Origin of the sequence: Phytopseudomonas daroniae (assembly GCF_004327275.1) — a bacterium.
Taxonomy (GTDB): Bacteria; Pseudomonadota; Gammaproteobacteria; order Pseudomonadales; family Pseudomonadaceae; genus Aquipseudomonas; species Aquipseudomonas daroniae.
In genome coordinates this window covers 209,673-235,635 of sequence record NZ_QJUJ01000002.1, presented here as the reverse complement: position 1 = coordinate 235,635, position 25,963 = coordinate 209,673, and the positions used below count along the sequence as shown (strand labels likewise).

The window sequence follows — 25,963 nt, the reverse complement described above, 5'->3', positions numbered from 1 at the left end:
ACCTCCCCAACCCGGCGTTTCAGCAGCGAAAACGACCGGTGGCCAGGTATCAGGCGATGCTGGCCAGGATTTTTTCCCATTCCTTGTTCTCTTTCTTCGACACGCCACCGAGTAGCTCGATGGCCTGGCGCAGGCGGAAACGGGTGAGATCCGGGCCAAGAATTTCCATGGCATCGAGCACCGATACCGAGCTGGCCTGGCCGGTGACCGCGGCGAACATCAGCGGCATGGCATCGCGCAGCTTCAATTCCAGGTGCTCGACCACTGCCTGGATGCAACCGGTGATGCGCTCCTTCTCCCACTGGCGCAGGGCTTCGAGCTTCCACAGGATCAGTTGCATGAGCTGGCGTACCTGATCGTCGGAAAGCTTCTTGTGGGCGAACAGCGCCTTGTCCGGCTGCACACCACCAGCGAAGAAGAAACCGGCCAACGGTGCGATCTGGCTGAAGGTTTCCACCCTGCCCTGCACGTGGGGGGCGATCCGCATCAGGTAATCGCTGTTGAAAGCCCACTTCTGCGCACCGGCGGCGAACTCTTCGACACTCAGATCGCGCATCCACTGGCCATTGAGCCAGGACAGCTTCTCCAGATCGAAAATCGGCCCGCCCAGGGAGACACGCTGCACGTCGAAGTGCGCGATCATCTCGTCCAGGGTGAATTTTTCGCGCTCGTCCGGCATCGACCAGCCCATGCGACCCAGGTAATTGAGCATCGCCTGGGGCAGGAAGCCCATACGCTCGTAGAAGGTGATCGAGGTCGGGTTCTTGCGCTTGGACAACTTGCTCTTGTCGGGATTGCGCAGCAACGGCATATAGCACAGCTGCGGTTTTTCCCAGCCGAAATACTCGTACAGCAGGATCAGTTTGGGCGCCGATGGCAGCCACTCTTCACCGCGCAGCACGTGGGTGATCTTCATCAGGTGATCGTCGACCACGTTGGCGAGGAAGTAGGTCGGCAGGCCGTCGGTCTTCATCAGCACTTGCATGTCCATGCGATCCCACGGGATCTCGACATCGCCGCGCAGCATGTCCGGCACGACGCAAATGCCCTCGCTGGGCACCTTCATGCGGATCACGTGGGGCTCGCCCGCCGCCAGGCGGCGCTGCACTTCTTCCTCGGAAAGCAGCAGGCCGCGACCGTCGTAACGCGGCGTCTCGCCACGAGCGGTCTGCTCGGCACGCATCTGGTCGAGCTCTTCCGGCGTGCAGAAGCAGTAGAAGGCATGGCCTTTCTCTACCAGCTCGAGGGCGTACTTGCGGTAGATCTCGCCACGTTCGCTCTGCCGATACGGACCATGGGGGCCGCCAACATCCGGGCCTTCGTTCCACTCGATGCCCAGCCAGCGCAGGGCGTCGTAGATCTGCTGTTCCGACTCGCGGGTCGAACGCACCTGATCGGTATCCTCGATACGCAGGATGAACTCACCACCGTGCTGGCGTGCGAAGCACAGGTTGAACAGGGCGATGTAGGCAGTGCCGACATGGGGATCGCCAGTTGGCGACGGTGCGATGCGAGTACGAACGGTGGTCATGGAAAGTCCCGAGACAATGGGGCGAAAACCACCATCAGGCCGAACCGGAGAGGCTTTCGCGGAAAGTGCGAATAGTAGCAGGGCCAAGCCCGACGGCTCCAGCGACTAACGAGTGGCAATAGACCGTAGCCTGGATTAGCCGAAGGCGTAATCCGGGGTTCGGCATGGCCAGACCTGCACCGTCTTACTGCTCGGGCAACAAACGCTCCAGATGCCGGCGCAACGCCGGCACCGCCTCCTCGACACTGGCACTGCAGCCAGCCCAGGAACAGGCCAGCATCAGATTACGCGGCAAGCCGAAGTCCTCGATCAGAAAACCCTGGGCATCGCGTCCGTCGGCATCCCCGGCCAGCCAGTCGCGCATGGCGCCACAGGCCTCGAAATACACCCAGACCGGCTTGCCCAGCGCCACGGCGGCGCCAATCTCGAAGGCGGTACCCGAATCCGGCTCGTGCCCCCGGAATAGATTCAGATTGGCCAGCACCGCGTCCGCCTCACGGATCATCGCCATGTTCAGGCGACAGATCAGCGCGGCACGCTCGCCCGGCGACAGCCCGGCAGCGACCTCGTTGTCGAAGGGATAGAGCCCCTGCATGCCCTGCTCGCTGCACAGGCGCTTGAGATACTCGCCATGCTCGACGGCGTCGCCACGAAATACATCGAACCCGGCCAGGTAGATTCTGGCGTTGTCAGCCTGCTTCATACGGCCAGCAGCCGCTCACGCAGTTTCTGGATCTCATCGCGCATTTGCGCGGCTGCCTCGAACTCCAGGTCGCGCGCCAACTGGTACATTTTCTCTTCCAACTGGCGAATACGCTTGGTGATTTCCGAGGGAGAACGCAGCTCGGCCTCGTATCGGGCGCTCTCCTCCGCCGCCTTGGCCATGCCCTTGCGCTTGTTGCTGCGCGCGCCAGGCACGACAGCGCCTTCGAGGATGTCCTTGACGTCCTTGAACACACCCTTGGGCACGATGCCATTGGCTTCGTTGAAGGCGATCTGCTTGTCCCGACGCCGCTCGGTCTCACCGATGGCACGTTCCATGGAGCCGGTCATGCGATCGGCATAGAGGATCGCGCGGCCATTGAGGTTACGGGCGGCGCGGCCGATGGTCTGGATCAACGAACGCTCGGAGCGCAGGAAGCCCTCCTTGTCCGCATCGAGAATCGCCACCAACGACACCTCGGGCATATCCAGGCCCTCACGCAACAGGTTGATGCCCACCAGCACATCGAAGGTGCCAATGCGCAGATCGCGAATGATCTCGACCCGCTCCACCGTGTCGATGTCCGAGTGCAGGTAACGCACCTTGACGCCGTGATCGCCCAGGTAATCGGTCAGATCCTCGGCCATGCGCTTGGTCAGGGTGGTGACCAGTACACGCTCCTCCAGGGCGACGCGCTTGCTGATCTCGGACAGCAGGTCGTCGACCTGGGTACGTGCCGGACGCACCTCGATCTGCGGATCGACCAGCCCCGTAGGCCGCACCACTTGCTCGATCACCCGCCCCGCATGGTCAGCCTCGTACGGGCCGGGGGTCGCAGAAACGAAAATGGTCTGCGGGCTCGCGGCCTCCCACTCCTCGAAGCGCATCGGCCGGTTGTCCAATGCAGAGGGCAGGCGGAAGCCGTATTCGACCAGGGTTTCCTTGCGCGAACGGTCGCCTTTGTACATGGCGCCGACCTGCGGCACGCTGACGTGGGACTCGTCGATCACCAGCAGTGCCTCACCCGGCAGATAGTCATACAAGGTCGGTGGCGGCGCCCCGGAATCCCGCCCGGATAGATAGCGAGAGTAGTTTTCGATGCCGTTGCAGTAACCCAGCTCGAGGATCATCTCCAGATCGAAACGAGTGCGCTGCTCCAGGCGCTGGGCCTCGACCAGCTTGTTGGCACCACGCAGGTAATCCAGGCGCTCCTTGAGCTCGATCTTGATCTTCTCCATCGCCTCGAGCAGCGTGTCGCGCGGCGTCACGTAGTGGCTCTTGGGGTAGAAGGTGAAACGTGGCAGGCGACTGATCACCTCGCCCGTCAGCGGATCGAAGGCGCTGATATTTTCCACCTCGTCATCGAACAGCTCGACACGAATCGCCTCCAGCTCCGACTCGGCCGGAAAAATATCGATCACATCGCCACGCACCCGGAAAGTCGCCCGGGCGAAGTCCATGTCGTTGCGCGTGTACTGCAGCTCGGCCAGACGACGCAGCAGGGCACGCTGATCCATCTTGTCGCCACGATCGAGGTGCAGCACCATTTTCAGGTACTCCTCGGGGCTGCCCAGGCCATAGATCGATGACACGGTACAGACCACGATAACGTCCTTGCGCTCGATCAGCGCCTTGGTCGCCGACAGACGCATCTGCTCGATATGGTCGTTGATCGAGGCATCCTTCTCGATGAAGGTGTCCGACGAGGGTACATAGGCCTCGGGCTGGTAGTAGTCGTAGTAGGAAACGAAGTACTCCACCGCGTTGTTCGGGAAGAATGATTTGAACTCGCCGTACAACTGCGCCGCCAGGGTCTTGTTCGGCGCCAGCACCAGGGTCGGTCGCTGCACCTGGGCGATCACGTTGGCGATGCTGAAGGTCTTGCCGGAGCCCGTCACGCCGAGCAGAGTCTGGTGCGACAAGCCCGCCTCCAGGCCCTCGACCATCTGCCGGATCGCCTCGGGTTGATCGCCGGCAGGCTGGAAACGGGTGACCAGTTGGAACTCGGACATAAATACCTCTACAAAAGGCTGTGACGCCGCGAAAAAGCTGGCGTCATACCTGGTGTACGCTGTCGCGACACAGAATATGGGCCGCTATACTAACGGCCCGCTTGCGCAACCCCTAGTCTCAGTTGCCGGGGTTGCTCTAGGAACGTAAATCGGTTTCTAAACCCACCCTCACTACAGAGCTGCCGCCCTCATGAGTTTGTTCTCCGCCGTCGAAATGGCTCCGCGCGATCCTATCCTGGGCCTCAACGAAGCATTCAACGCCGATACGCGTCCCAACAAGGTCAACCTTGGCGTGGGTGTCTACACCAACGAAGAAGGCCGTATTCCCCTGCTGCGCGCCGTGGTCGAAGCAGAAACCGCACTGACCGCCGCTCACGCGCCGCGTGGTTATCTGCCGATCGAAGGCATCGCTGCCTACGACAAGGCGGTGCAGACGCTGCTGCTGGGCAACGACTCGCCGCTGATCCAGCAAGGCCGCGTGATCACCACCCAGGCCATCGGCGGCACCGGCGCTCTGAAAACCGGTGCGGACTTTCTCAAGCGCCTGCTGCCTGACGCTACCGTGGCCATCAGCGACCCGAGCTGGGAAAACCACCGCGCCCTGTTCGAGGCCGCCGGCTTCCCGGTGCGCAACTACCGCTATTACGATGCCTTCAGCAACGGCGTCAACCGTGGCGGCCTGCTCGAAGACTTGAAAAACCTGCCGGCTCGCTCGATCGTCGTCCTGCATGCCTGCTGCCACAACCCTACCGGCGTCGACCTGGCGCCTGAAGACTGGCAGGCGGTGCTTGAAATCGTGCGCGAGCGCGAACATGTGCCATTCCTCGATATCGCCTACCAGGGTTTCGGTGACGGTATTGAAGAAGACGCCGCGGCGGTGCGTTTGTTCGCCCAATCTGGCCTGACCTTCTTCGTCTCCAGCTCGTTCTCCAAATCCTTCTCGCTGTATGGCGAGCGCGTCGGCGCGCTGACCATCGTCACCGGCGACCAGGAAGAGACCGGCCGCGTGCTGTCGCAGGTCAAACGCGTGATCCGCACCAACTACTCCAACCCGCCAACCCATGGCGCCAGCGTAGTGGCTGCCGTACTCAACAACCCTGAACTGCGCGTGATGTGGGAAACCGAACTGGGCGAAATGCGTGATCGCATTCGCACCATGCGCCTGGCCATGGTCGAGCAACTGGCTGCTCTGAACGCCAAGCGCGACTTCGGCTTCGTCGCACAACAACGCGGCATGTTCTCCTATTCGGGGCTGACCACCGAGCAGGTCGAGCGCCTGAGAACCGAGTTCGGTATCTACGCCGTAGGTACCGGCCGCATCTGCGTGGCTGCATTGAACACGCGCAATCTGCCGGTAGTCACCAAGGCCATCGCCGCAGTACTTTGAGTGAATCGAGGGGAAGCAGGTAGATGCTTGACTTCCCCTTCGTAATCAGTAGGATACGCGTCGTTGTTCCGCGATAGCTCAGTCGGTAGAGCAAATGACTGTTAATCATTGGGTCCCTGGTTCGAGTCCAGGTCGCGGAGCCAAATTAAAGAAACTCGGTCAATAGGCCGGTTTTTTTATTGCCTGCGGACTCTCACCAGGGACTACGTCCCAGGTTATTCGCTTCGCTCACCCCTACGGGGCCGCGCTGAAGCGCGTTCAGCTTCGCTGTCGAGTCCAGGTCGCGGAGCCAAATTAAAGAAACTCGGTCAATAGGCCGGGTTTTTTATTGCCTGCGGACTCTCACCAGGGACTACGTCCCAGGTTATTCGCTTCGCTCACCCCTACGGGGCCGCGCTGAAGCGCGTTCAGCTGCGCTGTCGAGTTCAGGTCGCGGAGCCAAATTCGAAAGCCTCGGTTCATACCGGGGCTTTTTTGTGCCCGCCGGACTCTCACCAGGGACTACGTCCCAGGTTATTCGCTTAAGCGTGCTCGGCAGAGAATGTAGGGTGGGTTAGCGACGCCTGGCCTCGTCATGCCAGGCACAACGTTCTCGGCGCGGCGCGTAACCCACCAAGCGATAGTCGCCGCTGATGTCATGCTGGATCAGGACACGCTCCTGAGAGCTTCCCGGGCACCATCTTCGCTCAACCCAGGCTACCTCAGGATTCAAAAGCGCGTAACCTTCCGGTGGATAAGCTACGCGCCCGATCTAGCCCAGAAGCGCACTCAGCTTGCGTAAAGATAAGCCTCGACATCCATCCCGGCATCTCGCATCTGTGCCAGCTTGTAGCGCAGGGTACGAGGGCTGATACCGAGGCGCTCTGCGGCTTCCTTGCGACGGCCTCGCTCGGCACGCAGGATGTCGATTATCACCTGATACTCCCTTCGCCGCAGATCCTCGCCCAGCGCACCATCCGCCACGGCTGGCTCCGACGCCGATGGCGCCGCCATGCTCGGCACCACAGCCAGTTGCGGCTGCGCTGCCTGAAGCACTGGAGCAAAGCCAATCGGAGCGGCCAGGCACAGGTCGTGAGGCTCGATGACGCCATTGTGCTGCAGGATGACAGCCCGCTGGATGGCGTTATCCAGCTCGCGCACGTTGCCCGGCCAGGCGTGGTTCGTCAGGCAGGCGACCGCCTGAGCAGAAAGGCGCAACGGCGCGAGGTTCATCTTGCGCACGTACTTGGCCAGCAGGCGCTCGGCCAGCGGCAGGATGTCCGCCGGACGTTCACGCAGCGGGCGCCAGGCCAAGGGAAATACCGACAACCGATAAAACAGATCCTCACGGAAGCGCCCTGCCGCTACCTCAGCCGCCAAATCACGGTTGCTGGTCGCCAGCACGCGAATGTCCAGATTGATCGGTTTACGCGCCCCGACCCGCTCCACCTCACGCTCCTGCAGCACACGCAGCAATTTGGCCTGCAAGGCGAGCGGCATCTCGGAAATCTCGTCGAGCAGGATGGTGCCACCCTCGGCCAGTTCGAACTTGCCTGGCGCACTGGCGACGGCACCGGTAAACGCACCTTTCTCGTGCCCGAACAGGGTGGCCTCCAGCATGTTGTCCGGGATCGCCGCACAGTTGATGGCGACAAAAGGCCCTGCCGCACGTGGCGACTGCTGATGGAGGTAACGCGCCAATACCTCTTTACCGGTGCCCGACTCACCGGTGATCAGCACAGTGGAATCACTTCGGGCCACCCGCGCAGCCAGCTCCAGCAACTGCAGACTGGCCGGCTCGCGCGCCACCGGCCCATCCTGCTCCAGCCCACCGGCACGCCCCAAGGCATGGCGTGCAACCAGCGACAGCAGTGCCTTGGGCTCGAACGGCTTGACCAGATAATCGACTGCACCGCGACGCATCGCTTCGACTGCCCGCTCCACCGCTGCAAAGGCCGTCATCAGCAGCACCGGCAATTGTGGCTGACGCTCGCGAATCGCGGAAAGCAACTGATGACCGTCCATACCGGGCATGTTCACATCACTGATCACCAGACCGAATGGCTCCTCGGCGATGGCAACCAGCGCCGCCTCGGCACAGTCGACTGCCCGATAGTCATGGCCGCCCAGCTCCAGGGTATCGGCCAGGGCCTCTCGTAGCGCGCGGTCGTCTTCAACCAATAGAACTTTGGCAGCCATGGGTCACTCCTGAATCGAGGGTTGTGCTGCGGCGATCAGCGGCAGGATCAGCAAGGCACAGGTGCCACGCCCCGGCCGCGAACGCAGTTGCAGCTCGCCCTGGTGAGCGCGGGCAACTGCCTTGACCACCGCCAGCCCAAGGCCGGTTCCGGTGGTTTTGGTCGTGAAAAAGGGTTCACCCAGGCGTGCCAGGGTCACAGCGTCGATGCCTGGGCCGTTGTCACTGATGCACACACGCAAGGTGTCGCCACGCACGTAGGCATGAACCTTCAGACGCACACCCTGGCCTGCCGCCTGAATGGCGTTCTCGACCAGATTCAGCAGCGTGCCGACCAGCGTATCGCGATTACACAGCAGCTCACCTCGCCATGCGTCGCACTGCCAGCGCACCTCGACATCCTGCACCAGCGATTCGCCCGAACGCCTGAGCGCATCGAACAGCTGGCCGGGGGAAATTCGATCCGACAGCGGCAGCTCCCCACGGGCGAACACCAGCATGTCGCGCACCTGGTGCTCCAGCTCATGCAGCCGCTCTTTCAAGCGACCAGCGAAACGCTGCTGCTGCTCTACCGGCAACACCTGCTCGGTCAGGTGGCTGGCATAAAGGAGCGCGGCAGATAACGGGGTACGCACCTGATGCGCCAGGGAGGCGACCATGCGCCCCAGGGCACTCAATCGCTCATGACGGGATAGCTGATCCTGCAGGCGACGGGTTTCCGTCAGATCGGTAAGCAGTATCAATTGCCCTGGTTCGCCCTGCAGCGAGCGCGTGGAGATCGACAGACGACGGCCATCCGTCAGTGAAATCTCGTGGCCGTCGTCCTGGCGCGGCGCAAAGCGCTGCGCAATCACTTCGCGCCAAAGCCTGCCGAGCAGCGGCTCGCCGAGCATATCGCGAGCAACCGGATTGGCCTCGTGCACGACGCCATGACCGTCGATCACCACCACGCCACCCGGCAGCAAATCCAGCAGACTCTGCAGACGGTGGGCAAGACGCTCCTTCTCGTTCAACTCCCGCACGCGCTGCTCACTGACCTGGGCCAGTTGGCCGGTCAGTTCATTGACGCGGTTTTCCAGAAGATCGTAGGAGCTACCGAGCCGGCTCGACATCTGCTCGAACAACGCCAGCGACTGCTCGAGATCCCCACGCTCCGCCTGTACGGGCGGTATGGGGTCTATCGAGGCAACTATGTACGGGCTGGGTTTCATCGCGCTCTCTCGCGTGGCGAGCCGTCATAAGACAGTCAGTTGCCAAGGAGATAGCAATACTCATGCCTGAAAATAAATTCCTTTATCTTCATAAAGATAGGTAATTTCCCAGTGAACCGCGTCAATCTGGTGACTGTAATAACGCGAATGTCGTGATTGACCTCAAGCATTCGGCGGATTACGCCTTCGGCTAATTGCCCTACGAAATCGTGACATATGGAGCTTTCGCAGGATGGGTCAGGCGCCGATCCGGTTCAGGATACAAACCGGTTCCCGCGCGCCTAACCCATCGAAGGACTCCCGGACACTCCACAACTCACTCGTCCTGAGCCTCATCTTCGCGTCGGCTCATGCCGTACTTGCGCATCTTCTCGACCAGGGTGGTTCGACGGATGCGCAACCGCTCGGCTGCACGCGCCACGATGCCGCCGGCATCATCGAGCGCCTGCTGGATCAGGCCCTGCTCCAGGTTGCCGAGATAATCCTTCAGATCCAGACCCTCGGCCGGCAGCATGGCTGACGATCCCAGGCCTGGCGAGGCGGAGGTCAACACTGCCCGCTCATCGAGTTCTTCGCGCAGGCTGGCAGCCAATTGCTCGTCGTCATCGTCCACGTGGCGGAATTTCTTTGGCAGCTCGCCCACGCCAATCACCCCATAGGGATGCATGATTGCCATGCGCTCGACCAGGTTCGCCAGCTCACGGACGTTACCGGCCCAGTCATGGCGACAGAGCGACATGATCGCGGCCGAGTTGAAACGAATGGAGCCGCGCTTCTCGTGCTCCATCCGCGAAATCAACTCGTTCATCAGCAGCGGAATGTCTTCGATACGCTCGCGCAACGGTGCCATTTCGATGGGGAACACATTCAGGCGGTAATACAGATCCTCACGGAAGCTGCCACCCTCGATCATGTTCTCGAGATTCTTGTGCGTGGCCGCGATGATTCGCACATCGGCGTTCTGGGTCTTGTTACTGCCCACCCGCTCGAAGGTGCGCTCCTGCAGGACACGCAGCAGCTTGACCTGCATCGGCAACGGCATATCGCCGATTTCATCGAGAAACAGCGTGCCGCCATTGGCCAGTTCGAAGCGCCCGGCGCGCGTGGTGATCGCACCGGTGAAGGCGCCCTTCTCATGGCCGAACAGTTCGCTTTCCAGCAGTTCAGCGGGAATCGCACCGCAGTTGACCGGCACGAATGGCGCTTCACGGCGTTTGGAATGGTAATGCAGGTTGCGCGCGACCACTTCCTTGCCCGTGCCCGACTCACCGAGGATCAACACGCTGGCCTCGGTATCGGCGACCTGCTGCATCATCTGCCGTACCTGCTGAATGGCCCGGCTGGTGCCCACCAGACTGCGAAACAGGTTCGGCTCACGTTGCCGGCCACGCTCGCGGGCCTGGTCGTACATCTCGCGGTACACCTGAGCACGGTGCAGGGAATCGAGCAGCTTGTTGTAGCTGGGCGGCATCTCGAGTGTTGCCAACACGCGGCGGCGAAACTCCTCCGGCCAATCGTTGCCAGCATGATCGTCAATCAGCAGCACCGGAAGGAACTCGTCCCATACCGCGAACTGCTTGAGCAGATCCAGCGTCCCGCCTTTGAGCTGTACTTCACCGAGCAGAACACTCAGAACGCCCCGACTGGACTCGACCTGCGCCACGGCATCGCGCCAGTCCTCGCTGCCGCAGGCGATATGGTCTTCGCCCAGGAAATTCAGGATCACCGCTAAATCGCGACGTCTCTCGGTGTTGTCGTCAATCAGTAGGAGTTTGGTTTCACGCCACATAGTCGTCGATCGAACCCTGGAGGGAAAAAGCCACGCTGAACGCACAAGAACGCCAGCATTTAGCCACTAGTTAAGTCAATTATCGACGATTAGTCAATTTTATGACGTATTTTTTAACTTAATGGCGCAGAGGCTAACAGATTGAGGAGGTACGTACCGGCGTGAGTCTCTCGATCGAGAGACTCAGGGGGAAGGAATTTCAGGGAAACGAGACAATAGCAAGAAAGGTGGTATCAGCCAAAAAGCTGATACAGCTTGGCGCCCTGCTGGCCTTTTTTCATTTGCAATATTTGCGCCCCAGTCTTGGCTTTCTCAACCTGACAGGCTGAAACGAGATCACGGTACACATGCAGCAAGGACTCAAGATTGCGCTTCAGCTCAGTCTCGCCACCGACCACAGCCATGGCTTCATCGACTTCGGAACGACAACGCAGATCGAGCTCTCCTACCGCCGCCCAGTCTTCGTTGAGCAGGGCCGAGCGTAATGCTTCAGCAGTAATTTCCAACTTTCGGGCGGCCGATGTCATGGCGCAAAACCTCTCAATCCAGTTCAGCTATCAGCTTTGCGGGGCAATGCCGTCCCAGCCTTCCTTGACCTGACGCAGCAAACCGGAGACTTCGCTCAGCTTGCTCGCATCGTTATTCAGGTTGGCCTGCATAAGCTGCGCAGTCATGTAAGCGTACAGGCTATCAAGGCGGTCGGCATACTCACCACCCTTTTCCTTGTCGAGGGCCTGCTGCAGGCCGTTGACGATATTGATGGACTTGCCGATCAGTTGAGCTTTTTCAGCAACCTGCCCACGCAGCATCGCACCCGTTGCCTGGGAAATCCGATCCAGAGCACCCTCGAACAGCATCTGAATCAACCGATGCGGGCTGGCCTCGACGAGTTGCGTCTGGATACCGACCTGCTGGTACTTCCTCATGGCCGAATATGCGTTCATACCACCTGCTCCAAAATTCAGAAGAATCAATAACTACTGACTTATGTATCGGAGCAAGCGTAGAAATCTTTAGCGTTCTTTCCAGCCTTTTGCAGTTCAGATAGCCTCAGCGATCCTTGTTGTTCAAGGCCTCGAGCGTAGCCAGCACGCTATTACTGGTGGCGGTCAGTTGGGCAACCAGCACATCCATATTGTTGTACTTGCTATACAGATTGGTCTCCAGCTTGGCGACTCGGGTATCCAGGGCAGCCTGCTGCGTCTCGAGGTCTTTCTTCGTGGCCTCCAGCGCATCCGTTCGGGTCGCCAGAATACCGCCAGAGGCGATATAGGTCGTATTGACCGCCGACATCCGACTGAAGAGCCCATCGCTACCCGTGAAAAAACTACTGATCTGGTCGTAGTTTTGCTCAATGCCACTGGACAGCTTGGCATCGTCAATCGCCAGAGTCCCGTCCTTGTTGGTCGTCACCCCAAGCTGGGCCAGAATACTCAGACTACCGCCGCCACTGGCCGGCTCAACCAACGCATTACGCAGTGACGACATCAGTGAGCGCATGGTCGCGTCACCCAGCAACGCACCGGCTTCGGTGATCGCGTTGCCATCTTCGTCAGTGGTGGTGCTAACCGATGTCAGAGCATTGCTGACTGTCATCAGCGTGTTGTAGGCCGACACGAAACTCTCGATGGACTCCTTGATGCCATCGGTATTCGCTGTAACCGACAGCGTGGTGCTGCCTGTACCAGCCAAGGTAATGGACAACCCACTCAGCGCGGAGACGGTATTGGACTTACTGGTCATTTCCAGCCCATCCAGGGTGAATACTGCGTCAGCTGCCTCAGTGATATAACCGGCGGCACTGCCGCTCTGCTTGGTCAGTGCGTGCGCACCATCCTCGTCAACATTGACGTTCAACTGAGCAAGATCACCGCTGCCCGTCACATAGATATCCGTGCCGGCGCCCGTGGTCTCGGACGACAGCACCAGACGAGAACCATTGGCGTCAGTGACGATGTTGGCACTGATACCCGAGGTCGCAGTGAGCTGGGAATTGATCGAGTCACGAATATCCGTCAGCGATGCCCCCGCGCTGACCGACAGATTGTAAGCCGTGGTACCCACTTCGATCTTCAGCGTACCGCCGGAGGCGAATTGGGTCGAAGCACCGCCCGCCAGGGTTGCAGACGCAACTCTGGAGCCCTTGGCGAGGCTCTCGACCTCGAGGGCGTAGCTGCCGGTAACCGCGCCCGACGCGGTTTTGACAGTCGCCACCGACTCCGACGAAGACTTGGCGGCCAGGCCAGCGAAGCTGGTCGAACTGGATTTCAGCGCCGTCATCGACGCCTCGAAATTTTCCAGTGCGGCCTTCAGCGTACCGATAGCCGTGAGACTGGTGGTTGCCTTGGAGGTCTGCCGATCGATCTGCGCCTGCTTCGGCGCCTTCTCTGCGGCAACAGTGGCCTCGACGATAGCTGTGATATCCAACCCGGAGCCCAGCCCCACTATGCTCGAGATAGCCATGATCGACCTTCCTCCAATGACTTTATCTTGACGTTGAAGCTCACTTCAGCAAGAAGCGAGCCAGTCATGCCTTCTCCTGCAACAGAAGACTGCGCGCATCCTCGAGACGGGAAGCCAGTTCCAGCACTTCCTCGGAAGGGATCTGGCGAATCACCTCCCCCGAATCACTGTTGATCACCTGTACGACTACACGCCCGCTCGAATCATCCACCTTGAAGTCGAGATTGCGCCGAGCCGATTGCGCATAATCCTGAATCCTGGCGACAGCTTCGCCCAGCTCCGTCGAATGATCCACTGCCTGGGCAGAGGTATTTTCCTGCAGCGAAACTGTGCCTTTGTCCTGAGCCTTTCCTTGCACACCAGTAATGGCAGAGCCGGAAACGGCCCCCGTGCTTACCGTTGTAATGCTCATAAAAGATCACCTCTCAATGGGAAAAGGGGAAAGCCTTGCGGCCCTCCCCTCTGATCTCCCGCTTGGACTGCAGATTACTGCAGCAGGCTGAGAACCGAGCTTGGCAACTGGTTGGCCTGAGCCAGGATCGCCGTCGAAGCCTGTTGCAGGGTTTGCTGCTTGGTCAACTCGGCGGTTTCCGCTGCGAAGTCGGCGTCCTGAACCCGGCTGCGAGCAGCGGTGGAGTTCTCGGAGATGCTCTGCAGGTTGGAAACCGTACTGTCGAAGCGGTTCTGTACGGCACCGAGGTCGGCACGCTGGCTATCGATATTGGAGATGGCCTTGTCGATCACCGAGATTGCGCTCTGCGCGCCCTCAGCAGTAGTGATACTGGTATTGCTGATGGTCGTTTTTTCAGAGCTCTTGGTCTCCGTGCCTGTAGCAGCGAACAGGCCATCGACGCCTGCGCCATTCAGGGTGTAGCCCTTGGCAGAGTTCAGCTCGACAGCGCCAGTGGCAATCAGGCCGTCATCCAGCGCCACGGCAGCCCCATATACTCCGGAGGCGTCCTTGGTGGCGATTTCGATCGACCCTGCATCCGTGGTCGCAGAGAATACGATGTTCTCGCCAGTATCGGACTTGACCGACAGTGCACCGCTTTTCTCGTTATAGTTGACGCTGATACCCAATTTGGAAGCGTTGGAGCTCAGTTGCTCAGCCAGGCTCGCGGTACCGTTAACCCCTACGAACTCGACGCTGTTGGATCCTACGGTAATGGTGAAGCTGGCCGGATCAGTGGCTGCCGCGGCACCGACGGTAAACTGCGCTTCGGTACTCGCGGTTGCAGTAAGCCCGCTGATCACACCATTGAGTTGCTCGGCGATGTCCTTGGCGGAAGCCTCGGCCGCAACAGTGACCTCTTCGCTCTGGCCACTACCGGTAACCGTGATGAGACCACCGGCCACACCATCCGTGCTCGGAGCCACACCTACTGACTTGACCTGATGAGAACCCACGCTGTCAGCCGAAATATTGCCCAGCGTTACGTTGATGGTTTCATTGGCGTTGGCGCCCACCTGGAAGCTGGTGGTACCGAAAGAGCCATCCAACAGGTTACGACCACCGAAGGTAGTAGTGCTGGCGATACGGGTCAACTCGGAAGTCAGCGCGGCATATTCGGACTGCAAGGAAGTCCGATCCTCAGCACTGTTGGAACCGTTCGCCGATTGCAGAGCCAATTCACGCATACGCTGCAGGATATTGGTGGATTCCTGCATGGCGCCTTCGGCGGTCTGGGCGATGGAGATACCGTCGTTGGCGTTTTTCACCGCAACGCCCAGGCCGTTGATCTGGCTGGTCAGGCGGTTGGAAATCTGCAGGCCGGCGGCATCATCCTTGGCGCTGTTGATTTTCAGGCCGCTGGAGAGACGCTGCATGGTGGTGGAAAGCGAGTCGGATGCCTTGTTCAGGTTCTTCTGGGTGGTGAGCGAGGCGATGTTGCTGTTGACTGTCATTGCCATGATGATTGTCCTCCAAAGGACTCTGATGTTTGCCTGAGCGTGCGACCTTGGGTGGGCAGTGCCCAGGCACCCATGAAGTTCGCATTCGATCTTTGTATCGGCGCCCTCTCGGAAAGCTTTAACGCAATTTTGAACTTCTTTTGCGTTCGTCTTTGACTTCCAGGGTTTCGCGGAAAATTCATCACCAGGGACGCCTGTGTAGCGTATCGACCGGTTGACACCAAGCATGAGCCGGTAGCGCAGAAAAACCGACTGCTCACAAGCCTGGCTGACATCAGCCATTACCCGAACAGGCTTAAACCCTGAGGAATTCCCCAAAAACATCCATCCGAATCAATTGGATAGCTTGAAGATGCCTGCATGAGTCGGGCAGTTTGGTAATCGCCAAACAAACCAACGTCCCGAGACTCATGCAAGCAATACGATTTTTCCCAAGCACTCCCCACGACCCACAGCAAGCGACAGGAAGCCTTGATGAGCTGTGTCAACGCCTTGCTGCACGGGCATCGCCTGACGCTGACCGATCTAGGCAGAGCCATGCCCAGCGAGGCCTACACCAAACATTCGATTAAGCGCTTGGATCGCCTGCTTGGCAACGCGGGGTCTGCAACCACGAACGCCCGCTGTTTTACTGGAAAATGCTGACTGCACTGCTCGGCTTCCTGCGCCATCCCTTGATCTTGGTGGACTGGTTCCCAATCGATGCTGCCTCTGACCTTTACTTACTGCGCGCTTCAATCTCGCTGGCTGGTCGAGCGCTCCCTGTATACGAGAGCGTGCATGACCGTGAAGGTTGCCCTCAGCACCAGAAGCAACTGCTCGATGCACTGGAAATCATGCTTCCCGAGCAATACGTACCGATCTTGGTAACGGATGCTGGGTTTCGCCGCCCCTGGCCCCAGGCTGTCGAAGCCAAAGGTTGGTATTACGTGGGGCGTGTCCGCAATCGTGATCTCATATCGCGACGAGCAAGGTCAATGGCAGCCGATCAGGCAGCTCTACCTGCAGGTGACATCTGTCGCGCGCTCACTCGGCCAAATCGAGATGACGCGCAGTGCACCTTACAGGGTTGCACTGTATGGCATGCACCAAACGTCCAAAGGCAGGAAACATCGACGCATGACGGGCGGCATCGCGCGCAGCAAGCTCAGCCGACAGAATACTCGCCGTGGATAAGAACCCTGGCTGCTCGTCAGCAACCTGCCACAATCCAACTGGACGGCACGTCAGATCGTGGGTATCTATCGCAAGCGAATGCAGATTGAGGAAGGCTTTCGGGATGTGAAAAGTCGGCGTTTCGGCTTTGCCTTCGATCTGCATCGAACGCGCCGCCCACGACGTATCGAGATCCTGCTGCTAATCGCAGCACTGGCATGTTATGCGCTGTACCTGGCTGGCCTTCAGGCTAAAACGACAGGTAGGTCATGCCGCTTTCAGAGCAACAGCGTCGGCATAAAACCGTACTGTCGCTCTGGCGTATCAGCCTCGAACCTCAGGCGCTCGGCCAGCGATTTATCCTGCTCGGCACTCACCAAGATGGAGCTATTACTGCGTGGAGGTACAGCGGCAAGCTCAGGCGCTGGAGTAGATTTGGGGAGATTCCTCAGGGGCAGTACCGACAACCTCCCCAGTGCAGCTCTTCTAGGTAGTTAATTGCCTGATTTACATCATGAAAGATTGCCGCAGTTAGATTGAGCGCTCTCACGATTAACCCTTGGGTTTTATTGGCCCAAGGGGTCTAACGATTAAATTTCTTTCGATTTCTCCTAGAAAAAGACAATTAACATAGTTGTCAGCAAACTTCTTTGCCTGTACCCTCTTTGATTAGCAAAATTTGGTTGGCACCAAATAATCTTGGAGTTGAAGAAATGGTTTGGACTCAAGTAGCCCCGGTGGATTACACCGGCATGCTGAGAAGTGTGATTTTTGCACAAGGCAACTTCTATGCAGTTGGTGGCAATGGCCTTACCACAACTACTCAGCTTGTCGGCGGAGGAGCTTCTGGAACAGAGTGGGTCAAGCTTAAGGACATGGTCACCATTGATAGCGGAAAGCTCGTCAACAAGTTGTACTGGAACGGTATTGGGATATCACTTCAAGCCCTATCTCAAGCTGGCAGCGTGACCACCGGTCGCACAACAAGTCCAGAGGGTAATTGGACAAACCAGACAATAACTTTGGGTGCGTCCGGAGACTTGCAAGACATTGTGTACTACGCGGCCATAAACAGCTCCGAGGCGTGCTGGCTGTTGGTTGGATCAACCGGTAAAGTCTTTTGCTGTTATGCCGACTGGTCCGGCAGAGTTGCGCGTACTACTACATTTACAACTAGCGAGACTGTGTATTGCGTCAACACCATTGGTGTTTTCTTGGTAGTGGCAGGATCGAATGGGAAGCTATTTACTGCCACCAAGGTTATTCCAGGCATTACGCAATCATTCACGTCCAGAACAAGCACCTTCGGCAGCAGCAGTGACATTCTTGCCATGAAACTTTGCAATGGACAGCTGTTTATTGTTGGCGAAGATGGGAAAATGGCATATTCAGCCAGCGGACTTACATGGACTGCTGTTGCAGATACCAGCTTCGGGGAAACTGTAATCCGCGACATAGCTTACGGTGATGGCAAATATGTAGCTGTCGGCGACGGCGGCAAAACAGCCGTTTCTGATGATGGGATCAACTGGATCCAACAAACTAATACTTTCGAAGGAACTGACATACGAAGCGTTTCCTACGGAAATGGCACTTTTGTAGCTGTAGGTGCTGGCGGCAAGATAGCTTATTGGATTCCATGATTCTTTAATTTCTCTGCGTATCTCAGCAGGAAAGGGGGCAGATTTTCTTAAGGATGGTCTGAAACAGCCCGGTATTTCAGTCCTGACTCGGCCTCCCCCGATTTTAAAAATACGATTTGTTCAAAAAACGCTCAAATCGTTCGTATTTTTGTTGTTCTTAGCCGCCATGAGCAGCCCATGGCGGCTATTTCCCAAATTACGGGCGTACCTCTCCTGTCTTAGCCAATAGATCTCGACACGCCATCCATAAATTCGATAGCGCGAACAGCGTGGCCATTTGCACGGTATTCTTCGCCAAACCACGAAACCGCACCTTGGTGTAACCAACCTGGCGCTTGATCACCCGGAATGGATGCTCAACCCTGGCGCGTGTCTGGGCCTTGGCGCGTTCAATCTTGCTGTACGCGTTGTATAATAAGCCGGCCCTGACCATGCTTCTCATAGCTGCTGCGCCGAGCGGCGATCTGCCAGATCACCCCGCGCCCTGCATGCTCGCTACGTTTCTCGACACCGGTATAGCCGGCATCGGCGGCCACCATGTTCTCCTCACCATGCAGCAGTTTGTCTACCTGCGTCACGTCAGCGACATTGGCCGCCGTGACATGGACGTGGTGCACCAGGCCTGACTCCACGTCGACGCCAATGTGCGCCTTGGCGCCGAAGTAGTACTGGTTGTCCTTCTTGGTCTGCTGCATCTCCGGGTCGCGCTTGCCTTGCTTGTTCTTGGTCGAACTGGGTGCATGGATCAATGTGGCATCGACGATGGTGCCCTGCCGCAACAGCAAGCCACGGTCGCCCGGGTAGCCGTTGATTACCTCGCGCATGCCGACAGCCAGGTCATTCTTCTCCAGCAGGCGACGGAAGTTGAGGATGGTGGTTTCGTCGGGAATGCGCTCCAGACTCAGCCCTGCAAACTGGCGCAACATCGTCGTTTCGTACAGTGCCTCTTCCATCGTCGGAAAGCCGGACGCCCCCCTTCACCCTTGGTGATAGAGCGGTTCGATCAACGCCACCAAGCCCCTCCACGGCACCACCTGATCCATCTCGGTCAGGAACAGTTCCTTGCGGGGTTGCTTGCGCTTACCCGCGTACTCGGCGTCGGCGAAACTCAACTGCTTCATGGAGGAGACCCGGAAAATGGATTGCTATATTTCAACAGATTCGGGAAGTTAAATTCAGAGTTTCCGTAAGCTGTGGTCGGAAGACGAACGTGTGGCGTTCATTGACTGGATTGCAGCCAACCCGCTCGCCGGGGATGTCATCCCAGGCGCCGAGGGCGCTCGGAAGGTGCACTGGAGCCGCGCCGGCTCGGGCAAGTCCGGCGACGCGCGAGTGATCTACTTCAACCTGACGGAAGAACAAATCGTGCTGCTGGTCACGGTCTATGCCAAGGCCGATAGATCCAGCATGAGTCCCGCTGAAATCAGCAAGGTGGTGTGACATGCACAAGAACATTGATATCGAAGCTGTTGCCCGCGCTATCGAGGCCGACGCTGGCGAGCCGCTGCCCGATCTGCGGCAAGCGCTCAAGGAAGCCAAGAGCGGGGCGGGGCGCGTTACCACGCCCGAACAAATCCTGGTGCGCCAGGCGCGGGAGCGCTCAGGGCTGACCCAGGCTGTCTTCGCTGAACGCATTGCGACGCCTGTTGCGACCTTGCGCGACTGGGAGCAAGGCCGCTTCGCGCAGCCGGGCGGCGTGCTGTGCCTGATTGCCAAGCATCCCGAACTGTCGCAGGAACTGGCGGCAAGCTGATCAAATTCGTGTCAGGTAGCAGCCAGGATGTGATCTGCCTGGCTGCGACGGCACCCGGCCAACCGAGCGTACGGCGGATTACGGCGATGGAACCGCCGCCAGGCGTTTCCGTCGTTTGCCACGCAATGTCACCACGCCGGGTCAACTGGAATAACGGTGCACGACCTGCCGAATGTGCGGCGGATTACGCCTTCGGCTAATACGCCCTACGGGTTGTGGCATGGTTGTCGATAGTGGGTATCTGCCAAGCCACTATCTCTGATCCAACTGTCTACAGCTTATCGAACAAACTCAACTGTGCGATCCGCGCAAATGCCGCCTGAGCGGCTTCCAGCTTGGTTTGCTGCAGCATCAGGGTAGAGATTGCGGCAGCCATGTCGGTGTCGCGAATGCTCGACTGGGTGGAGGCATTGGCGATCGACAGGCTTTCGTTCTCGGTACTCAGGGTATCGATAGTATTGAGCCGGGCGCCGACGCTGGTGCGCAGGGCATCGACCTGCTTCATGGCATTGTCGATATTGCCGATACCGGCGGCTACCGCCTCGTTCAGCGCGTATTGCGCGGCGACATCGCCATCGCTGGCATTCTTCAGCGCTGACGACAGGGTCGAAATGGTTTCGAGGATGCCCTGGGTATTGGAGGAGCTGCCCTTGATCGAGAAACTGTCGCCTGCCGCCGGTGTACCGGTCACTGTGAAGGACGCACCGGCATAACTGATGGTGCCGCTGCCATCCAGAGCCCCATTGGCCAGAGGCGCATCACCGTCCTTGCGCGGCTGGGCATAGACGGCATAGTTGGTATCGTCGTTGAACTGAATGACGATACCGTTGGCCGGAAAGGTGGTCTTGTAGGCCCCGGTGGCGGACATGTCGGCAACGGTACCGCCGGAAATCTGTGCACTGGAGCTGTTGTTGCCGGCAACCGAAAAACTGTCAGGAGCGACGTTCAACTCGAAGACATGCCCAGCCAATTGAGTAGCTGCCGTTTCGGAGCTGTCGGGATCCAGTGAAACGTTGAGCTGGAAGTCCACGCCGTGGAAGGAAATCGTGTCGGTACTGAGCGACGACGAGTCGTAGGTACCCGTGCTCAGCGGCGTCTTGTCATCGTCACCTACGCTGTAGATGATGTATTCGCTGTCGCTGGTCAGTTCCAGCGCGTATGGCGCACCAGCGGCGAACTCCTTGTAGCCTTTTTCGCTGCTGACCTGCCCCTGCCCCACGTAAGCAGCCTGCCCACTGTCAGGTGACTCGGTAAGGGTCGAGGTGGTGCGGCTGACGCTGGGCACGTTCTCGAACGAACTCCAGCCATTGTCGTTGACGATCAGGCTCATCGAACTGGAGACCTGTAACGACAGGGAGTTCTGGTCGCCCTGGTAGCTGTAGCTGCCGTCCGCATTCTTGACGAATGGCTGGGTACCGCTCTGAGCCCCGGCGAACAGGTACTGACCGTTGGCATCCTTGCCATTCATCATGGTCAGCAGTTGTTCCTGGATCTGATCCAGTTCCTGGGCGATGGCGGTTCTATCCTCGTCCGACAGGCTGCCGCTACCAGCACGCACGGAGAGCTCGCGAGCCCGCTGCAGGACGTTGGTCATCGACCGCAGCGTGCTTTCCTGCTGGCTCAGTGAGTTGGTCGCGGTGCTCATATTGTTGCTGTACTGGGTGAGCTGGGCCTGTTGCTGCTCCAGTTGCAGCAGACGGGCAGCGCCGACCGGATCGTCCGCAGGCGTATTGACGCGCTTGCCGCTGGAAATCTGCTCGTAGGTCTTGGTGATGTCCGAATAACCCTTCGAATAGCCTGAGATGCTCGAGGAGTACATCTGCGAAGTGGAAATACGCATATAAATCTCCCCTAATTATCTGAATGTGTTGATCAAGGTATCGAATATTTCGGACGCAACGGCGATAACCTTAGCCGAAGCACTGTAATACTGTTGGAACTTGACCAGGTTAACGGCCTCTTCATCGAGGTTCACCCCGGACAAAGATTCTCGGCTGGCAGTGGCACCGCTGAGAATGCTGCCGGTAGCCTTGGCATCCAGCTCAGCCTGGTTGGTTCGGGCACCCACTTGCTCGATCAACGAGCCATAGGCACCACTGATGCTGGCACCGCTGCCGCTTTGCAGCCCCACCGTGGATTTGGTCTGCAGATCGAGTAGCGATTGTGCGTTGCGGTTGTCCGAAACACCGTCGCTGTTGAAGGAGACGGTGAAGCTGTCTCCCGATGCCGGGCTACCAGACACGTCCATGCTGAAGGAAAACGCTTCACCGCCCGCACCATCGGGGATGGAAATTTCCAGGCTATTGCTGTTACCCGGCACGATGCTCCCGCTCGCGACAGCGGTACCACTGGAGTCGTAGACCGAGTAGCTTTGCGAGCCGTTACTGCTGGTACCGAACACGACCTTGAGCGGAGTTCCCTCCTGGATTGCCGCCTGGGTCGCGGCATTGGCCGTCGCATCATGGATATCCAGCCTGGTGGTCAGGGTTGGCTGGGTGATGGCGCCTGTCCCCAGGTTGCCCGTGGTCAGATTCGCCGACAACGGCGCGGCAAGAGCCAGTTTACTGGCGTCGGTCATTGACGTGCCGATAGTGCTGGCCGCGGAGCGGGTAGGGATAAGCGTAAAGCGATCCCCCGATGCCACGGTACTGCCACCCGGCAGAGAAATGGAAAAGCCATCGAATTCGCTGGGCGGGTCATCGCTCAGATTGCCCGAACCCAGTTCCACCCCATCGGAAAGGCGGCGCACGCTGTAATCGCCATTGTCGCCCATGGTGACTTCATAGTTGCTGGTGGTCAGCTGCCCGGTATCCGAAATGGTCACGTTCAGATTTCCAGACCCGACGGTATTACCGGCATTGGCCAGGCTGCGCTGGGCGATGGCAGTAGCGCTGTTGATATTGGAAAACAGCGCTGCTCCGAACTCACCATTCAGATCCAGGCCCTGCCCCAGCTGGCTATTGACCTGATCGGCCAACACCAATGCCACGCGGCCCAGCTCGTTCATGGTCGAGTCGAGCACCTGGGAACGGTAGGTCAGAAGGCCACCGATGGAGCCCGTGGAAATGACCGAGCTGATGTCCTGGGTGGAGCTGCCTTGAGACAGGTAGACCGAGAAACGCGAAGGATCCGAGGCGCTCGGCGAAGCGGACAAGGTCGAGGCCGTGGCGCCAACCACCAGGGGCTGCCCGGAACCGATGAACAGATTGTAATTGCCGTCCTGCTCGAGCACGGTCACGCCAATCAGCTCGGACAGCTGGCGCACGGCTTCGTCCCGGGCATCGAGCAGGTCATTGGGACTGGCGCCGCTGGCACTGGCCTGGGTGATGGCGAGGTTGTAGCTCGCCACATTGCTGGCCAGCTTGTTGACCTGACCAGTCATGGTCGACATTTGCTGATTGAGGTAGGCGTTCTGGTCAGCGAGTTGGTTGTAAACCGAGTTGAATCTCTCGGTCAGCCCACTGGCCTGGGTCAGTAACAACTGTCGGGATGCGGTATCCGTTGGATTCGAAGAGGCGGTCTGCATCGCAGCGAAAAAACTCTGCAGCACACTGCTGATACCGGTGGTGCTATCGGCCAGCAAGGCGTTGGTCTGCTGAATCTGGGTATTGAATGTCTGCGCAGCGCTGTCCAGGCCAGTAGCGGTACGCACCTGAGTGGTCAGATAACTGCTGTAGATGCGCCGGACATCTTCGATGGTGGTACCGGAGCCGATATACAGATTGCCGGACTGCTGCGAGGCAGCAGAGACCTGTGTCGTCGCCTGCCGGCTATAGCCGGCCGTATCGACGTTGGTAATGTTGTTGCCCGTCACGTTCAGCGATGTCTGGCTGGCTCGTACGCCGGACAGACCGATCGACATCAGGTTGCTCATGGCTCAGTCCTTATATGCGTTTGTTGCCAGTATCGACCGACGCGAGCATCTGCACCGATTGGTATGCGCCAACCTTGCGAGCGATCTGTGTCACCTTGCGGGCGTACTGTGGGTCGGTGGCATAGCCGGCTTTCTGTAATTCACGGGCAAACTGCTCGGGGTTGGCGGTCGAGCCCAGCGCCTTCTCGTAACGCCCGTTGTTCTGCAGGAAGCTCACGTAGTCTTCGAAGCTGTGGGCAAAGGATTCGTAGGCGCGAAAGGACGCTGCCTCCTTCACCGGTTTGCCGTTCTGGTATTCGGTCGTCATCACCCGGGCGGAATCGCCGCTCCAGCTGTTATGGGTCTTGATGCCGAACAGGTTGTGGCTGCTGCTGCCATCGCCCTGCTTGATGATCGACTTGCCCCAGCCGGTTTCCAGCGCGGCCTGGGCGACCAGATAGCGAGGGTCGACGCCCAGCTTGGCCGCCGCTTTCTCGGCCATCGGCAGCATGGTCTCCATGAACTCCTTGGCCGACTTGAACGTCGTGCGACTGGCAACTTCTTCGCTGCCATTGATGTTCAGGCTGCGCTCAGCCGGCGCTGCATAGGCTTTGGCGGGCAGCCAGTCACCCTTGACCAGCGGCTTGCCGACCGCTTCACCCGCTGGCGTGCCTGCAGCCGTAGCGGCCGTGACCGCCTCGGCGCCCGGCACGATACCGGCCTGGATCCGCTGGGCCAGTTTGCCCGGCAGCGACAGACGTCGCTGGTTGAGCAAGGCCATGTCGTTGCGCTCATTGTCAGCCGAACCCTGGGACTTCTCGACCGGAACAATCGCTGTGGTTTCTCCGTTTCGGGCCAGCGGCTTACTCGGCGCGGCGGGCACGGGCGCATCGACCTGGGCGAACGGATTGGGCCGCTCGCTGACATTGCGCATCTTCGACATCTGCCGCGCCATCACGTCCGCCAGCCCGATACCGTTCTTGTTGCCGGCCATGGTCACGGACAACTGCTGGTCGTACATCTCCTGATAGGTCTTGGCCTCATTGCTGTTCATGAAGTTGCCTTCGCCGAACACTTCGTTGGCCGAGCGCATGGTCTTGAGCATTTCATTGAGGAACAGCGACTCGAACTCCTGCGCGACCTTGCGAATATTCTGCTCGCTGTCGCCGCCGACCTTGAACTGGTTGAGGCGGTTGAGATCGGTGTAGGCGCCGCTATCGAGAGTGCTGGTGCCGGCGGCCGAGAGTCGAGTATCCATGTCTCGTTCCTTTTAAATCACGATCAGGTCGGCCTGCAGAGCGCCGGCTTGCTTGAGCGCCTCCAGGATGGCCATCAAATCGGAAGGCGCAGCGCCCACCTGGTTCACCGCACGCACGATCTCGTCCAGGGTGGTACCGGGGCCGAACTTGAACATCGGCTTCATTTCTTCGTCGATGCCAACGCGCGAACGTGGTACCACGGCGGTCTGCCCACCGGACAGCGCGCCTGGCTGGCTGACGATCGGGTCTTCGGTGATGGTCACCGTCAGGCTGCCGTGGGTCACGGCGGCGGGCTGCACACGCACGTTCTGGCCAATCACGATGGTGCCGGTACGCGAGTTGATGATGACCTTGGCCACCGCCTGGCCCACTTCGACCTCGAGGTTTTCCAGAATCGACAGATAGTCGACACGCTGGCTAGGGTCGAGCGGCGCGCTGACGCGAATCGAACCGCCATCGAGTGCCTGGGCCACGCCTGGGCCGAGCAGCTCGTTGATGTGGTCGACGATATTCTTGGCGGTGGTGAAATCCGGACGATTGAGGTTCAGCGTCAGGGTGTTGCCCTGATCGAAGCCGCTCGGCACCGGCCGCTCGACCGTGGCACCACCGGGGATGCGACCGGCCGACGGCACGTTGACGGTGATGCGCGACCCATCGGCGCCACTGGCATCGAAACCACCGACCACCAGGTTGCCTTGGGCAATCGCATAGACATTGCCGTCGATGCCCTTGAGAGGCGTCATCAGCAGGCTGCCACCACGCAGGCTCTTGGCGTTACCGATGGAAGAAATGGTGATGTCGATGGTTTGCCCCGGTTTGGCGAAAGGAGGCAGATCGGCATGGATCGACACCGCGGCGACGTTCTTGAGCTGCACGTTGCCGCCTTCCGGCACCTTGATACCGAACTGCGCCATCATGTTGTTGAAGGTCTGCACGGTGAAGGGCGTCTGGGTGGTCTGGTCACCGCTGCCGTTGAGGCCCACGACCAAACCGTAACCGATCAACTGGTTACTACGCACACCCTGAATACTGGCCAGATCCTTGAGCCGCTCGGCTTGAGCGGTCGAGGCCAGCAGCAAGGCGGCGATAGTGACGATCCATTTACGCATGATCATGA

19 protein-coding genes, 1 tRNA gene and 2 pseudogenes are annotated in these 25,963 nt (G+C 59.1%); 6 read left to right on the top strand and 16 right to left on the bottom strand.

Features of this window, described 5'->3' with window-relative positions; translation table 11 throughout:
* Window positions 1-49: 49 nt before the first annotated feature.
* From gltX to uvrB, 3 genes are all read right to left on the bottom strand, one after another.
* Window positions 50-1,531: a glutamate--tRNA ligase gene (gltX, locus tag DNK10_RS06175; RefSeq protein ID WP_131178514.1), complete on the bottom strand. Its 1,482-nt coding sequence runs from the start codon at window positions 1,529-1,531 to the stop codon at window positions 50-52.
* Window positions 1,532-1,715: 184 nt separating this feature from the next.
* Complete coding sequence (locus tag DNK10_RS06170) at window positions 1,716-2,234, bottom strand: nucleoside 2-deoxyribosyltransferase (RefSeq protein WP_131178515.1); 519 nt, start codon at window positions 2,232-2,234, stop codon at window positions 1,716-1,718.
* On the bottom strand, window positions 2,231-4,246 hold the full coding sequence (gene uvrB, locus DNK10_RS06165; RefSeq protein WP_131178516.1) for an excinuclease ABC subunit UvrB: 2,016 nt from the start codon (window positions 4,244-4,246) through the stop codon (window positions 2,231-2,233). The genes DNK10_RS06170 and uvrB overlap by 4 nt, the downstream gene beginning before the upstream one ends.
* 190 nt (window positions 4,247-4,436) lie before the next feature.
* Between uvrB and DNK10_RS06160 the strand changes: the two genes are divergently transcribed.
* Together DNK10_RS06160 and DNK10_RS06155 are read left to right on the top strand one after the other, a co-directional pair.
* Window positions 4,437-5,633: an amino acid aminotransferase gene (locus DNK10_RS06160; RefSeq protein ID WP_131190941.1), complete on the top strand. Its 1,197-nt coding sequence runs from the start codon at window positions 4,437-4,439 to the stop codon at window positions 5,631-5,633.
* 67 nt (window positions 5,634-5,700) lie between these two features.
* Window positions 5,701-5,776: transfer RNA gene (locus DNK10_RS06155), tRNA-Asn, on the top strand.
* A 625-nt stretch (window positions 5,777-6,401) separates the two neighbouring features.
* Here DNK10_RS06155 and DNK10_RS06150 read toward each other — a convergent pair.
* From DNK10_RS06150 to DNK10_RS06115, 8 genes are all read right to left on the bottom strand, one after another.
* Window positions 6,402-7,811, bottom strand: a complete 1,410-nt coding sequence (locus tag DNK10_RS06150) for a sigma-54-dependent transcriptional regulator (RefSeq protein ID WP_131190940.1) — start codon at window positions 7,809-7,811, stop codon at window positions 6,402-6,404.
* Window positions 7,812-7,814: 3 nt separating this feature from the next.
* Window positions 7,815-9,020, bottom strand: coding sequence for a sensor histidine kinase (locus DNK10_RS06145; RefSeq protein ID WP_131178519.1), 1,206 nt, complete (start codon window positions 9,018-9,020; stop codon window positions 7,815-7,817).
* A 316-nt stretch (window positions 9,021-9,336) separates the two neighbouring features.
* Window positions 9,337-10,809: a sigma-54 dependent transcriptional regulator gene (locus DNK10_RS06140; RefSeq protein WP_131190939.1), complete on the bottom strand. Its 1,473-nt coding sequence runs from the start codon at window positions 10,807-10,809 to the stop codon at window positions 9,337-9,339.
* Window positions 10,810-11,042: 233 nt separating this feature from the next.
* Window positions 11,043-11,336, bottom strand: a complete 294-nt coding sequence (locus DNK10_RS06135; RefSeq protein WP_131178521.1) for a flagellar protein FliT — start codon at window positions 11,334-11,336, stop codon at window positions 11,043-11,045.
* Between the two features lie 30 nt (window positions 11,337-11,366).
* A complete protein-coding gene (gene fliS, locus DNK10_RS06130; protein ID WP_131178522.1) occupies window positions 11,367-11,753 on the bottom strand; it encodes a flagellar export chaperone FliS in 387 nt (128 codons plus the stop codon).
* Between the two features lie 106 nt (window positions 11,754-11,859).
* Window positions 11,860-13,272, bottom strand: a complete 1,413-nt coding sequence (gene fliD, locus DNK10_RS06125; protein ID WP_131190938.1) for a flagellar filament capping protein FliD — start codon at window positions 13,270-13,272, stop codon at window positions 11,860-11,862.
* A gap of 64 nt (window positions 13,273-13,336) precedes the next feature.
* The gene (locus DNK10_RS06120; protein WP_131178524.1) at window positions 13,337-13,684 is read right to left on the bottom strand and encodes a flagellar protein FlaG; all 348 of its coding nucleotides are present in this window, start codon (window positions 13,682-13,684) and stop codon (window positions 13,337-13,339) included.
* A 74-nt stretch (window positions 13,685-13,758) separates the two neighbouring features.
* Window positions 13,759-15,183, bottom strand: coding sequence for a flagellin (locus tag DNK10_RS06115; RefSeq protein ID WP_131190937.1), 1,425 nt, complete (start codon window positions 15,181-15,183; stop codon window positions 13,759-13,761).
* A gap of 426 nt (window positions 15,184-15,609) precedes the next feature.
* On the opposite strand from DNK10_RS06115, the pseudogene DNK10_RS06110 reads away from it, so the two are divergent.
* Both DNK10_RS06110 and DNK10_RS06105 read left to right on the top strand, forming a co-directional pair.
* A pseudogene (locus tag DNK10_RS06110) lies at window positions 15,610-16,771 on the top strand (IS4 family transposase); the annotation flags it as partial.
* A 217-nt stretch (window positions 16,772-16,988) separates the two neighbouring features.
* Complete coding sequence (locus tag DNK10_RS06105; protein ID WP_244216212.1) at window positions 16,989-17,981, top strand: DUF6242 domain-containing protein; 993 nt, start codon at window positions 16,989-16,991, stop codon at window positions 17,979-17,981.
* A gap of 196 nt (window positions 17,982-18,177) precedes the next feature.
* Here DNK10_RS06105 and DNK10_RS06100 read toward each other — a convergent pair.
* Window positions 18,178-19,102: pseudogene (locus tag DNK10_RS06100) on the bottom strand (IS5 family transposase).
* Window positions 19,103-19,193: 91 nt separating this feature from the next.
* Between DNK10_RS06100 and DNK10_RS06095 the strand changes: the two are divergent.
* Window positions 19,194-19,421 carry a hypothetical protein gene (locus tag DNK10_RS06095; RefSeq protein ID WP_208738790.1) on the top strand — a complete coding sequence of 76 codons (228 nt, stop codon included), beginning with the start codon at window positions 19,194-19,196 and terminating at the stop codon, window positions 19,419-19,421.
* 1 nt (window position 19,422) lies between these two features.
* Window positions 19,423-19,734 (top strand): helix-turn-helix domain-containing protein, encoded by a 312-nt coding sequence (locus tag DNK10_RS06090; RefSeq protein WP_131190935.1) that lies wholly within the window; start codon window positions 19,423-19,425, stop codon window positions 19,732-19,734.
* Between the two features lie 271 nt (window positions 19,735-20,005).
* On the opposite strand, the gene DNK10_RS06085 is transcribed toward DNK10_RS06090, so the two are convergent.
* The 4 genes from DNK10_RS06085 to DNK10_RS06070 are packed head-to-tail and all read right to left on the bottom strand — an operon-like array spanning window position 20,006 to window position 25,955.
* Window positions 20,006-21,574 carry a flagellar hook-associated protein 3 gene (locus DNK10_RS06085; RefSeq protein WP_131178525.1) on the bottom strand — a complete coding sequence of 523 codons (1,569 nt, stop codon included), beginning with the start codon at window positions 21,572-21,574 and terminating at the stop codon, window positions 20,006-20,008.
* Between the two features lie 15 nt (window positions 21,575-21,589).
* The gene (flgK, locus tag DNK10_RS06080) at window positions 21,590-23,608 is read right to left on the bottom strand and encodes a flagellar hook-associated protein FlgK (RefSeq protein ID WP_131178526.1); all 2,019 of its coding nucleotides are present in this window, start codon (window positions 23,606-23,608) and stop codon (window positions 21,590-21,592) included.
* A 10-nt stretch (window positions 23,609-23,618) separates the two neighbouring features.
* Window positions 23,619-24,845 (bottom strand): flagellar assembly peptidoglycan hydrolase FlgJ, encoded by a 1,227-nt coding sequence (flgJ, locus tag DNK10_RS06075; protein ID WP_131190934.1) that lies wholly within the window; start codon window positions 24,843-24,845, stop codon window positions 23,619-23,621.
* Between the two features lie 12 nt (window positions 24,846-24,857).
* Window positions 24,858-25,955, bottom strand: a complete 1,098-nt coding sequence (locus DNK10_RS06070) for a flagellar basal body P-ring protein FlgI (RefSeq protein WP_131178528.1) — start codon at window positions 25,953-25,955, stop codon at window positions 24,858-24,860.
* Window positions 25,956-25,963: the final 8 nt, after the last annotated feature.